The organism is Caulobacter sp., assembly GCF_035254145.1.
Classification (GTDB): Bacteria; Pseudomonadota; Alphaproteobacteria; order Caulobacterales; family Caulobacteraceae; genus Caulobacter.
This window is the reverse complement of the sequence record NZ_DATFAV010000346.1, coordinates 1-12,986: the sequence shown is the minus strand read 5'-3', so window position 1 is coordinate 12,986 and position 12,986 is coordinate 1. Positions and strand designations below refer to the sequence as shown.

The 12,986-nt window shown below is 67.6% G+C and carries 9 protein-coding genes; 4 read left to right on the top strand and 5 right to left on the bottom strand.

The window, feature by feature from the left end:
- The coding region (locus VJ655_RS20365; RefSeq protein WP_324114317.1) for a phytase at window positions 1–1,057 on the bottom strand (1,057 nt) is incomplete at its 3' end.
- A gap of 173 nt (window positions 1,058–1,230) precedes the next feature.
- Window positions 1,231–2,202 (bottom strand): hypothetical protein, encoded by a 972-nt coding sequence (locus VJ655_RS20360; RefSeq protein WP_324114315.1) that lies wholly within the window; start codon window positions 2,200–2,202, stop codon window positions 1,231–1,233.
- A 600-nt stretch (window positions 2,203–2,802) separates the two neighbouring features.
- On the opposite strand from VJ655_RS20360, the gene VJ655_RS20355 reads away from it, so the two are divergent.
- The 4 genes from VJ655_RS20355 (at window position 2,803) to VJ655_RS20340 (ending at window position 9,294) form a co-directional block, all read left to right on the top strand.
- Window positions 2,803–5,907: a TonB-dependent receptor gene (locus tag VJ655_RS20355; RefSeq protein ID WP_324114313.1), complete on the top strand. Its 3,105-nt coding sequence runs from the start codon at window positions 2,803–2,805 to the stop codon at window positions 5,905–5,907.
- 98 nt (window positions 5,908–6,005) lie between these two features.
- On the top strand, window positions 6,006–6,740 hold the full coding sequence (locus VJ655_RS20350) for a SapC family protein (RefSeq protein WP_324114319.1): 735 nt from the start codon (window positions 6,006–6,008) through the stop codon (window positions 6,738–6,740).
- Between the two features lies 1 nt (window position 6,741).
- A complete protein-coding gene (locus VJ655_RS20345; protein ID WP_324114312.1) occupies window positions 6,742–7,776 on the top strand; it encodes a cupin-like domain-containing protein in 1,035 nt (344 codons plus the stop codon).
- 18 nt (window positions 7,777–7,794) lie between these two features.
- Window positions 7,795–9,294 carry a tryptophan halogenase family protein gene (locus tag VJ655_RS20340; RefSeq protein ID WP_324114309.1) on the top strand — a complete coding sequence of 500 codons (1,500 nt, stop codon included), beginning with the start codon at window positions 7,795–7,797 and terminating at the stop codon, window positions 9,292–9,294.
- Here the strand turns inward: VJ655_RS20340 and VJ655_RS20335 are convergent.
- The 3 genes from VJ655_RS20335 to VJ655_RS20325 form a co-directional block, all read right to left on the bottom strand.
- Entirely contained in the window at window positions 9,291–10,595 is a 1,305-nt protein-coding gene (locus VJ655_RS20335; RefSeq protein WP_324114307.1) for a glycosyltransferase family 4 protein, read from the bottom strand. The genes VJ655_RS20340 and VJ655_RS20335 overlap by 4 nt on opposite strands.
- A 9-nt stretch (window positions 10,596–10,604) precedes the next feature.
- Window positions 10,605–11,741: an FkbM family methyltransferase gene (locus tag VJ655_RS20330; RefSeq protein ID WP_414647014.1), complete on the bottom strand. Its 1,137-nt coding sequence runs from the start codon at window positions 11,739–11,741 to the stop codon at window positions 10,605–10,607.
- Between the two features lie 122 nt (window positions 11,742–11,863).
- A partial coding sequence (locus tag VJ655_RS20325; protein WP_324114303.1) for a hypothetical protein occupies window positions 11,864–12,986 on the bottom strand: 1,123 nt, incomplete at its 5' end.

Here is a 12,986-nt window from a genome sequence, read left to right as displayed (position 1 = left end):
GCACCAGGGTCAGCTTGTTGGGCGGAGCCTGGGGCGCATCGACGCCGAGCGGAAGCTTCAACGCCTCGGCCACGTCGCGCCAGGAGAGGATCTTGCTGTCGGCGCCCTTCTTGCGATCGTCGGCGATCAGCAGCGCGCCAGCCGGCAGATCCGGCCCGACCGGGGCGCGGACGCCGAACAGCCCCGACGGCCCCTCGATCGCCGCCGCGCCGCTCGCCTGCGCCCTGAAGGCGCCGACGAAGCGGTCGCCGGCGGCGCGGTCATAGACGTTGTAGTCGCCGGCGTCGGCGTTGGCCGCCACCAGGTAGTCGCCGCCAGGTCCGCCGTTCAGCACCGCCAGGCCGCCAACCTCGCCGGCGATATGGCCCAGGCGGTTGATGTCGACGACGGTGGGGACCGGCGCGGCTTCCGGATCGGCGTCGTAGCGCCAGATCCCCACCGCCTTCTGAGCGACGTAGAGCGCGCCGCTGGCGTCGTCGGCGACGCAGAACTTGGCCTCGGAGGACAGGCGCAGGCGACGCACGACACGTCCGTCGATCTTGCCGTTGGCGGTCGGATACAGCAGCCACTGGTCCAGCTGACCGTCGCGGCCCAGGGCGAAGGCGTAGAGCGCGCCGTCGCGTCCGCTGCGATGCAGGCAGAGGCCTTCGCCCGAATAACCCAGCGCGAGCGGACGGGCGTCGATCTCGTCGATCGCACCACCAGCGTTGTCCCGAGCGAACAGGCGCAGGCGACCCGCCTGGCGATCCAGCACCGCCAGCAGGGCGCGGCCGCCGTCCTCCCGCGTGTCGACGGCGTAGACCTCGCCGGCGGGAATGGCCGCGATACGCCGGCCGTCGAGGCCATAGAGCTCCAGGCCGCCCAGCTTGCCGCTGGCCGCGATCACGCTGTTCCCGGGATCGGCCGGGTCGCGCAGCAGGGCCACGGCGTTGGCGCCGCCCTGGGCGGTTGGCGCGGTCGCGCCGATGATCCCGACGGCGGGAGGCTGTGTCTGGGCCAGAGCGGGGGCGGCGGCCAGGGCCAGCAGAAAGCCGGCGGCGAGTTTCAGGCGGATCATGACGGTCGCTCCCCAGCGCGGCTCGCCTCCTGTCCGGAGGGCGCGAACGTCATCTGGCCGAGATTTCCAATGGTATTGTGACAGCGGCTGCCATCCGCCCTGGAAGCCATCATTTTGCGAGAACGGACGAGGACGCGCCCGGCCAGAGGACCGGGCGCGCGGGGCAGGGGATGTCAGGCGGTGACCGCCTTGTCGACGCTCTTCTTGTCGCCCTTGGTCAGGGACTCCAGGACCTTGTCGAAGCTTTCGTTGGCCTCCTGCTGCTTCTTCAGGATTTCGGCGATCACCTTGTTCATGTCGGTGACGGATCCGTCGGCCTGGCGGACGGCGGAGGTGTCGACGCCGCGCGCCGCGAGGTCGGCCATGCTCGCCTGCAGTTGCTTGATGGCGCCGTCGAACTGGCCGTTGGCCGTGGCGCGCTGCTTGAGCACCTCGTTGCGCTGGCAGTCGTACAGCCCATGCACCGCCGCGCCCACCTCCTCGTTCTGGGTGGCGGCCAGGGTGTCGGCCTTGGCCTTGAGCGCGTCGCCCTTATCCTTGATCTTGTCGGCGTTCAGGACGACGTGGGTCACGGTGATCTTCGGCAGACCCAGGACGATCTCGTTCCGGATCATCTTGAATTCGGGGACGCCGACGATGACCTCGGTGTTGTCCCACCGGAACTCGGGAACGTCGGTCTTGATCTCCTGGCGCTCCATGAAGGTCTCAAAGACGTTGGTGTAGATCGGAGACCACTTCACCGTGCAACTGAAGCCGTGGCACTTGAACTCCGGATATTCGCCGGTTTTCTTCTGAACCCAGCGGCCGCTGGGGGTGTGGAAGACGATCGTGTTGGTCTTCATCGTGACCTGCGGCGCGCCGAAGACGATCCGTTGATCCTTCATGGTGACCTGCGGCAGGTCGAAGACGATCCGCGTGTCGTCCCAGTCGATCTTGCCGCTGAACTCGGCGTCGGACTTGAGGGCGTCGCCCTCGTCCTCGATCTCCTTGAACGCGGGCTTGTACTTTTCGCCGACGGCGGCGACCGCCTGCTGCGCGGCGGCGCAGGCGCCGCCTTGCGGCGCGTCCTGAGCCTTGGCCGACGACACGGCCAGGGCGGCCACGGCGGCCGAGGTCAGCCAGAGGACTTGTTTGCGCGTGATCATGATCAGTCTCCCACCAGGGTCATTCCAAGTGGGGAGACGATAGGGGCGCGGCGGGGCGTCGCCGCGTGACGGCCGTCACGGCGAATCCCTCGTCTTCCTTTCGGACTTGCGCGCAAATCATCCGGACCCGGCGGAATCAGTCAGAGCCAGGGGATCGCCGCCGCTAGTGGTCCGAAAAGCGCGACCTTGGATCTCATCTCGGCTGGCGCGCCGCACTGCGGCATGGTCCCGCAAGCATGAGGGGTCACCAGGGGGAGCGGTCGCCGGTCACGAACGTTTCCCTGCGTGGAAACCGGTTACCGCTTTGAAATAGACAACCTTCGGGGGAAGGGGCGGCGAGCTTGCTTTGCGGCGCCGCCGAAATGGCGCGGGCCCTAATCGTCATTTGTCATAAAGATCAACCCAGAAAGTGCTTGAAAAAAGATTGCCAGCGCTGTCATTTTGCCGTTGCGACGATGAATGACCGATGTTACCGCTAACTCGTCTCTCGTGCCCTGGTTGTCTATCCGGTGCTGAGAACGGGAAGAGTGGGCCGGGAAATGCTTCCGGCTCGAAACAAATAACATCGCCCCACAGAGGGCTAATTTAGGGGGAACGGCTATGAAGCGGCTTGGTCGCTTGCACGCGTCCGCGTCTTGCGTCGCCATCACGGCGGCCATGATCGCCAGTCCGGTGCTGGCTCAGCAGACTTCCAACACGACCGTGGACGAAATCGTCATCACGGGCATCCGCGCTTCGCTCGAGCGATCGATCGAGATCAAGCGCACCAACAGCGGCGTGGTCGACGCCATCTCCGCCGAGGACATCGGCAAGTTCCCGGACACCAACCTGGCCGAATCCCTGCAGCGGATCACCGGCGTGTCCATCGACCGGACCAACGGCGAAGGCTCGCAGGTCACGGTTCGCGGCTTCGGCGGCGGCTTCAACCTGGTGACCCTGAACGGCCGCACCATGCCGACGGCCAACGTCGCCACGGTCGGCGGCGACCAGTCGTCGGATACGGCCGGCGGCACCAGCCGTTCGTTCGACTTCTCCAACCTCGCCTCGGAAGGCGTCACCACGCTGGAGGTCTACAAGACCGGCCGCGCGGCTGTCCCGTCCGGCGGCATCGGCGCCACGATCAACGTCAAGACCCGCCACCCGCTGGACGCTCGCGAGAGCGGCCTGAGCGGCAGCATCGGCGTCAAGGGCGTCTACGACCAGGGCATGGACAAGAAGGTCGACGACTTCGGCCACAAGATCACGCCGGAAGTCTCGGGCCTGCTGAACTGGACCGACGACGACAAGAAGTTCGGCGTCGCCCTGTTCGGCGCCTATCAGAAGCGCGACTTCACCAGCCGCAGCGTCACGTCGAACGACTGGAACATCCGCACCTACTCGGATTTCATCAATCCGGCCAACGGCTTCGTCCGTAACGGCGGGGCGACCCAGATCACCGGCGCGCCATCCAGCGGCTCGACGCTGGTCGCGATCCCCAACGACAGCCGCTATCACTTCTCGCAAGGCGAGCGTGAGCGGATCAATGGCCAGCTGACGGCTCAGTATCGTCCGACCGACAGCCTGACCATCACGGCCGATGTCCTGTACGCTCAGAACAAGTCGTTCGAGCGCCGCAACGACAGCACCAACTGGTTCAACCGTCCGTTCGACAAGGTCACCTTCGACAACAACCCCGTCGTCGCCACCGCCGTCCTGCTGTCGGAAACGCTCAGCGGCACCAAGGACATGGGCTTCGAGCAGCAGTATCGCAGCAACGAAGACACCCTGAAGTCCTACGGCCTGAACGCCGAATGGGATCTGTCCGACCGTATCCACGCCCGTCTGGACGGCCACATCTCGAAGGCCGACTCCGGTCCGGACTCGCCGAACGGCACCAGCTCGACCACCGTGTCGATCGGCGCGCCGATCATCGCGTCGCACTCGGTCGACTACAGCGGCAAGGTTCCGATCCAGAAGATCACGATCAATGACGCGGCCCCGCGCGGCAACGGCAACGGCGTGATGGATGTCGGCGACCTGGGCAGCCAGGTGGCTCGCACCTGGACCAACCGCCAGCAGCACGAGGTCAAGGAACTCCGCGGCGACGTCACCTGGGATCTCGACGACAACGGCAGCCGCTTCGATTTCGGCGTGAACTACCGCAAGTCGAACATGACCCAGTCGTCCAGCTCGACGCAGCAGGACCTGGGCAGCTGGGGCATCTCGAACCCGCGCGACGTGCAGCAGTACGCCGGCAACCTGGTCAAGGCCTTCTGCATGGCCTGCCAGTTCAACGACTTCGATCTGCAGCAGAGCGGCCCGGGCCTCGTCTCGTTCCGCGCCAACGCGATCGACCTCTACAACGCCATGTCGGCGCCTTATGTCGCGCGCGGCAACGCCGTGGGCATCACGGGCCAGGCGAACAACGAGGTCGACGAGAAGATCCTGGCCGGCTACGCCCAGGTCACCTGGAAGTCGGAACTGGCCGGCCGCCCGGCGACCCTGGTCACCGGCGTCCGCTACGAGCGGACCGACGTGAAGTCGACCTCGCTCATCCGGACCCCCAGCGCCATCGTCTGGACCGCCGACAACGACTTCCGTCTCGACACGGCCAGCACCTTCTCGCCGCTGTCGGGCAAGGGCAAGTACAACAACCTGTTGCCGGCCCTGGACTTCAGCGTCGACATTCGTGACGACCTCGTCGGCCGCTTCTCGTTCAGCCGCACCATCGCCCGTCCGGACTACGGCAATCTGTTCGCCGCCCAGACGGTGGGCACGCCCAACCGTCCGGTCGCCAACGGGGCCATCCCGCTCGGCACCAGCGGCAACCCCGACCTGGAGCCGCTGATCTCGGACAACTTCGACGTCTCGCTGGAGTGGTACTACAAGCCCAGCAGCTTCATCACGGCCGGCTTCTTCGAGAAGCGGGTGAACAACTTCGTCGGCACCGGCACCTTCACCCAGAACCTGTTTGGTCTGCGTGACGTCAGCTCCGGCGCGGACGGCACCCGTTCGGGGACGGCCAAGTCGATCCTGACGGCCATCGGCGCCGACCAGACCGACGTGAACCTGTTCACGATGACGGCCCTGCTGCAGACCACCGGCTCGTCCTCGGCGGCCCAGGCTCAATTCCAGGCCAATCGCGGCCCTGGCGGCGACCTGAACCAAGCCTTTGTCGACCAGATCCTGGCTGCGGTCGACATCTCGCCGAACAGCACCGATCCGCTGATGAACTTCCAGGTGTCCAAGCCGATCAACAACAAGACCGGCAAGATCCACGGCTTCGAAATCGCGGCCCAGCACTTCTTCGGCGACACCGGCATCGGTGTCTCGGGGGCCTATACGATGGTGCGCGGCGACGTCGACTTCGACAACGGCGCGAGCCCGTCGCAAGACCAGTTCGCTCTGCTGGGTCTGTCGGACACGGCCAACGCGACCCTGATCTACGACAAGAACGGGATCTCGGCGCGCCTGACCTACAACTGGCGTGACAAGTTCCTGCAAGCCACCAACCGTGGTGGTTCGCGGAACCCCGTCTATGTCGCGCCCTTCACGCAGATCGACTTCAACATCAGCTACGACCTCACGCCCAAGCTGGCGCTGTCGCTGGAAGGCATCAATCTGACGAAGGAGCACCTGCGCACCTACGGTCGCGATCCGAACCAGCTGTGGTTCGCTCAAGAGCTCGACCGGCGCTTCCTGCTCGGCGCTCGCTACCGCTTCTAGGACCGGAAGTCTCCTGGAAGCCAAAGGAGGGGCCGCCGCGCTTGCGGCGGCCCCTTTCTTCCTTTGAAGTACGTATGTTGCAGCGTCAGCAGGCCCAGATGAACCGAGTGCTTCTCAACAACGTCGATCACGCGGATCTGCGGGTGCTCGCCGGTCATGGCGTGGCCTATGGCGACGGGATCAACCAGGCCCTGGTGTTGCCGACCGAGTTCGAGGCTGTGCAGCGCGAATACCCCATCCTGATCCGCAAGGACGCGGCGGGCGCCTATCAGGCCGTGGCCTTGCTGGGCCTGGACCGCGACGAAAACCTCTTCCTGGACGAAACGGGCTGGAACGCCCGCTATGTTCCCGCCGTTCAGCGGCGCGGCCCGTTCTCGATCGCCCTGCAGCGCGACGACCGGGGCGGCGAGCCGCGACCCATGATCCATGTCGATCTCGACCATCCCCGGATCAGCCGGAACGAAGGCGAGCGCCTGTTCCTGCCGGCGGGCGGCAATTCGCCTTATCTGCAGGGGATCAGCCAGGCCCTTGGGCAGATCCATGATGGCCTGGAGGTCGCCGGCCCGATGTTCGCCTTCTTCGAGGACCTGGGCCTGATCGAACCGATCGACATCGAGATCAAGCTGGACGACCTGACCAGCTACGACCTGCCCGACGTCTTCACCCTGGCGCCGGATCGCCTGGCCGCCGTGACGGGCGAGGACCTGGAGAAGCTGCACCAGTCGGGGCTGCTGCGCGCGGCGCACTGGATCGTCTCCTCGATGGGCAACATCCAGGAGCTTATCGCGCGCAAGAGCCGCAAGGGCGTCCTCGCCGCGCCTGGACAGGCCTGACATGGCCGCCCTGGTCGCCCGCCGGACGCTTGAAGCCACGGTCGCCACGCCGGCCGAAATTCCGTTCGACGCGGTGCTGGCCGGCCAGACGCCGATGCTGTTCAAGGGCCTGGTTCGCGACTGGCCGCTGGTCCAGGCCGGACTTCAGTCCGGCCAGGCCGCCCGCGACCATATTCGCGCCCACGACCAGGGCGGGCGGGTGGTCGGCTACAGCGGCGAGTCGTCCATCAACGGCCGCTTTTTCTACGACGACTCCTGCACGGCCATGAACTTCAAGGCCGAGCGCGCGCCGCTGGAGACCTTTCTTCAGCGCCTGGAGGCGGTCGAAGACAGCAATGACGCGCCCTCGGTCTATGTCGGCTCGGCCGACCTCGACGCCTATTTCCCCAGCCTGAAAGCCGCCAACGACCTGGGTCTGGGAGGCGAGGTGTTCGGGCCGGAGCCGCCGATGGCCGGCATCTGGATCGGCAACCGCACGGTGGCCGCCGCCCATTGGGACATGTCCAACAACATCGCCGTCTGCGCCGCGGGCCGGCGGCGCTTCACCCTGTTCCCGCCCGACCAGGTCGCCAACCTCTATCCCGGCCCGCTGGAGCCGACGCCCGGCGGTCAGGTGGTTAGCCTGGTCGACTTCGAAAACCCGGACTTCGATCGACATCCGGGCTTTCGCGAGGCGCTGGAGAGCGCTCAGGTAGCCGAGATGGAGCCCGGCGACGTGCTGGTCTATCCGGCCCTGTGGTGGCATCAGGTCGAGGCGCTGGAGCCGTTCAACGTGCTGATGAACTACTGGTGGAACGCAACGCCCGCCTTCATCGACACGCCGATGACCACGCTGCTGCACGGTCTGCTCAGCCTGCGCGACCGGCCCGATTTCGAGAAGCAGGGCTGGAAGGCGCTGTTCGACTACTACGTGTTCGGTCCGGCCGAGCGCGCCGGAAGCCATTTGCCGGAGGCCGCGCGGGGACCGCTGGGGCCCATGGACGACCTCAAGGCCCGGCGTCTGCGCGCCTATCTGCTGGACCGCCTCAACCGATAGATCCCAGGGAGGGACGCCATGGATCAACAGACGATCCGCAAAGTCGTGATCGCGGGCGGCGGCACCGCCGGCTGGACGGCCGCCGCCGCGCTCGCTCGCCAACTGGGCCCGTTGCTGGACATCACCCTGGTCGAGTCCGAGGACATCGGCACGGTGGGCGTGGGGGAGTCGACCATTCCGACCGCCCGCACCTTCAACGCGATGCTTGGCATCGACGAGGCCCAGTTCATGCGCGCCACCCAGGCGACGTTCAAGCTGGGCATTTCGTTCGAAAACTGGGGCGAAATCGGCGACCGCTATATCCACTCCTTCGGCCAGGTCGGGAAATCCACCTGGATGGGGGGCTTCCATCACTTCTGGATGCAGGCGAGGGCGCAAGGTTTCGGCGGCGACCTCGGCGACTACTGCCTCGAGCTGAAGGCCGCTGAAGGCGACCGGTTCTTCACCGGCGACGAGAGCCCGCTGAACTACGCCTATCACCTGGACGCCGGTCTCTACGGCCAGTTCCTGCGACGCATGGCCGAGGCCGACGGGGTGAAGCGGGTCGAAGGCAAGATCGCCAGCGTTCGCCAGCGCCCGTCGGACGGGTTCGTCGAGGCGCTGGTCATGGAGTCCGGCCAAGCGGTCGAGGGGGATCTCTTCATCGACTGCACGGGTTTCCGGGGCCTGCTGATCGAACAGACGCTGAAGGCCGGCTACGAGGACTGGAGCCATTGGCTGCCGACCAACAGCGCCCTGGCGGTCCAGACCCGCTCGACCGAACCGGCCAAGCCCTACACCCGCGCTATCGCCCATCGCGCGGGCTGGCGCTGGAAGATCCCGCTGCAGCACCGGGTCGGCAACGGCCTGGTCTACTGCAACGAGCACATGTCCGACGACGAGGCGCTGGCCATGCTGACGGACGAGATCGAGGGCGAGACCCTGATCCCGCCGCGCCTGATCCGCTACCGCACCGGCCGCCGCCGCAAGACCTGGGACAAGAACGTCGTGGCCATGGGCCTCTCCAGCGGCTTCGTCGAACCCCTGGAATCCACCTCGATCCACCTGATCATGATCGGGGTGACGCGGCTGATGCAGCTATTCCCGTTCGGCGGGATCAGCCAGGCGGTGGTCGATCGCTATAACCGCCAGGCCGACGACGAGCTGGAGAAGATCCGCGACTTCATCATCCTGCACTACAAGGCGACCGAGCGGACCGACAGCCCGTTCTGGGATCGCGTGCGCGAGATGGAGATCCCCGACAGCCTGGCCCAGCGCATCGAGCTGTTCCGCCAGAGCGCTCAGGTCTATCAGGCGCCGGGAGAGCTGTTCCAGGTCGACTCCTGGCTGCAGGTGCTGCTGGGCCAGCGCGTGGCGCCGCTGACCTATCACCACATGGGCCGGCTGATGCCGCCGCAGCAGCTGAAGCAGGCCCTGGACGATCTGAAGCGCAATATCGCCGGGGCGGTGGTTCGCCTGCCTCAGCACCAGGCCTTCCTAGACGCCTACTGCGCGCCGCAGGTCAGCAAGAGCGCTTAGGACTCCAGCGGCGCGAACAGCTTTTGCAGCGTGGCGCCGATCCGCGCCGCGGCCGGGTCGCCTTCGGCCACGCCCATGCCCCTGAGCTCCTGGCCGATCCGCCGTCCCACCGCCAGCAAGGGTCGGCTGGTCAGCTGGGCCTGGGCGAGGGCTTCGACCGCCTGGGCATAGCGCTCGGCGTTCAGGGTCTCCAGCGCCCAGGCGCGGGCCGCCGCGCCCGTCTCGCGCCGCAGCGCCGCGTCGCCGGCCAGGCGCTCGAGGACCGTCCGGATCTCGTCGACCACGATCTCGCCGCCGACCTTGAACACCAGGTCGTCGGGCAGTTCGCCATAGAAGCCCGCCTTGGCGACCACCGTCGGACGGCCGCTGAGCATGCCTTCGCAGGCCGAGCCCGAAGCGCCCTCCAGCACCGGCTTGCGCAGCGCGCAGATGATGTCGGCCTCGTCCAGGCGCTGGTCGAGCGTATCGTCGTCCACGGCGCCGTCGATGACGAGGTTGGCGAAGCCGACCTCGGCCGCCACGGTCTCGAGCCGGACGCGCTCCTCGTCCGAGATCGGGCCGACCAGGCGGTAGGCGCAGGCGCTTAGCGTCTCGGATCCGCCGATGGCCCGGATCACGTCGGCCACCCGCTTGTTGGGGTTCATCACGCCCACGGTGGTGATCGTCAGGCGATCCTTGGCCTTGGGCGGTCCGGGCGGCGCCGCGCGATCGGGGCAGCACAGCGGCGTCACGGCCACGGGGCCGGCGCAGGCGGCCTCCAGGCGCGGGGCGTAGAAGCGGGCGTGGGCGAGCGCGGCTTCACAACGCCCAGCCAGCCACTCGGTCATCGGCAGCTTGGCGGCGATCTCGCCCATGTCCAACATCTGGCCCGAACGGACGGCCACCGCGTCGGGCTCGGCCTCCTGTCCATAGGTCGCGACGATCTCGGCGTCATGGCGGCGATAGTCGAGGCCGTTGTAGTGCAGCCAACCGGAGAACAGGTTGTAGATATAGAAGTCGTGGAAGATCCCCAGGCACGGCGCGGCGTCGAGGATCGCGAACACGCCGGCGTGGAAGGGATAGTTGTCGCCGATATTGACGATGACGACGTCGAAGTCCTCGCCCAAGCGCGAGAGGTCGGTCGAGCGCCAGTGCCGGACGGGCAGGCGCGTGGGATGCAGGGCTTCGGTCGGCTCGTCCTGGTCCTCGCAGCGGAGGATCTCCACCTCGTGCCCCCGCGCGGCCAGGGCGGCGGTCACATGGGCGCTGACCCGGCCGATCGAGGAGCGCAGGGCGAAGGGGGTGACCCAGCAGATTTTCATCGCCGCGTCCTAGCGCTGCAGCAGGCGGCGCTCGGCGTCGCCGCCCGGCCGCACGAACGCGATGTTGGCCGAGACCAGCCGGGCGGCGGCCTTGGCGTCGGTCGGCGCGCAGGCGCTGGTGGACTCGTCGATCAGGTAGGGCTTGAAGCCGGCGTCGGCGAAGGCCTTGAACCACTGGGCGGGCGTCTGGCCGACGCGCTTGAGGTGCTCGGGCCCGAACTCGGCGACGATGGCCAGGTCCGGGTTCTTGCCGATCAGCCCCTGCATCCCGGCCAGGACGTCCAGTTCGGCGCCCTCGACGTCGATCTTGACCACGTCCATCCGCTTGGCGGGCGCGGCGTCGTCCAGGCGGACGACCTCGACCTCGATAGTGCGCGCCTCTTCCGCCTCGGGCAGGGCGTAGAGCGAGCTGTGGCCGATGATGTCGCTGACGTGGAAGGTCAGCCGGCCGGCCTTGTCGCCGACGGCCTGATCGCGCACGTCCACCCAGGCGAGCCCGTTGAGATACTTCATCTTTTCCAGGTTCGAGCGGGGAACGGCCTCGGGCTCGAAGGCGAGCACCTTGCCGCCGGGGCCGGTCGCCCGCGCCATGACCAGGGTGAGCAGGCCGATATTGGCGCCCACGTCGGCCACGGTCATGCCCGGCCGCACCAGGCGACGCAGCGCCTCGCCCGTGCCCGGCTCCAGCCCGCCGCTGGTCGCATTGGCCAGCATGGTCACGAAGGTCGGCAGGGCCCGCGGCGCCAGCACGTAGCCGTCGCGCATGCGGATCGCCATCGACGCCTCGTCATAGGCGATCAGCGGCCGCAGCTTGATTTCCAGTTCGTCGAAGCGCGGGCCGAACAGGCCGGGCAGGCGCTCGGCGTGCGCCTCGAGCCGGGCCAGGGTCGCGGCCAGCCGTTCGTTCTGCCGCAGGGTCTGGTCCAGCCGCAGTTCCAGGCCTCGCAGATCGGCCGACACGGCGTGGAGATGGGCGCGGGTCTCGCGTAGCTCGTGCTCGACGCTGGCCTGCAGATACCGCCGGACATAGTTCGCGATGGGCGAAAGCACCGCCCCCAGCCAGCGACGCGCCAAACCGAAGCGGCGGCGCGGCGGCGGTCCCTGCGGCGCCTCGGGCTTCGGTTCTTCGGAGAGGGGAGGGCGCATGGCGGAACTGATCGCCAAGTCCAGGCGTGCGGGCCTCAAGTCAATCCTTCCCGAGCGCGGCCACGCGGCCGCCGCCCGTCGTCTGTGCGAACACCTGGCCGCGCGAGGCGGCCCGGTCTCGTCTAGACCAGAAACCCATCGTTCAGGAAGGAGCTCTGATCGCCGATCAAGTGGATCTCGGTGTGGTCGAAGAGCTCGAAGGTCATGCTGGTCAAGTGCGAGATCGAGCCAGGATCGTTCATGACCCGGTCGTCGTACATCACCACCTGCGTCCCGTTCATCATCATCGAGACATGATCGGTGTGAGCCAGGAAGTAGTCGATGAACCGCGCCACCAAGTCGACCGACACGACCCCAGTGTGGGCCGGGGGCGGCGTATGGGAGTCGCCCGCGGTCGGCGGGGCGGTGACGGTCGCGCCACCGGAGGAGACGGGCGTCTCGACCGTCGCCGGGGTGTCGCTGTCCGTCAAGGACGGCGGCGCGGCGACCGTTCCCACCTGGACGTGTTCGCCGCGCGAGATGATCTCGGCCAGCACGTCGGGCAGCTTGGAGACCTCGATCACGGTGATCTTCTGGGCCGCCGCGCTGTCGCCGACCAGCGCGCGAACCAGTTGCACGGCCTCGACGTTCGGTAGGCCGCCGTTGCCCAGCCGCACTTCCAGCGACCAGTTCGCCCCGTCATGCAGGGCGGGCGCGGGCAGCGGCGAAAGATTGGCTTCGTGACGGATACCGTCGGAGAGCAGCGGCAAGGCTTCGGACGGCGCGACCGGGTCGGCCGAGTGCGGCAGGGTCGACAGCAGCGCCACCAGCGACAGCACCGACGATACGGTTTGAGCCGGCGTATTGGCGATGGCCGCGGCGTGAGCGGCGACGTTCGCGGCGTCGACGCCAGCGCCGGTCAGATCAGCCGTCGCGGGACCCGCCAAGTCCAGAGCGGCGGAGGCGGACGCCAGCGCGGCCTGGGCGGCGGGATCCAGGCTCGCGGCGTCGACCGTGAAGTCCGAGGCCAGCAAGGCGGCGGCCAGCACCAAGACCGCCTGATTGGCCGGCAGCTGCACGGTGTCGTACACCTGTTGAGCCATTCCCGAGGCGGCCGCGACCGGAGCCGCGCCGCCAGTCAGGCCGGCGCTGGAGCTGGACGACAGCAGGGTCGGACGCGCGTGCGACGGCGCATTGGCCGCGCCGGTTTCGGCCGCGCGGGCTTCGCCGGTCTTGAAGAAGGCGGTGCCGACCACGGCCACCAGC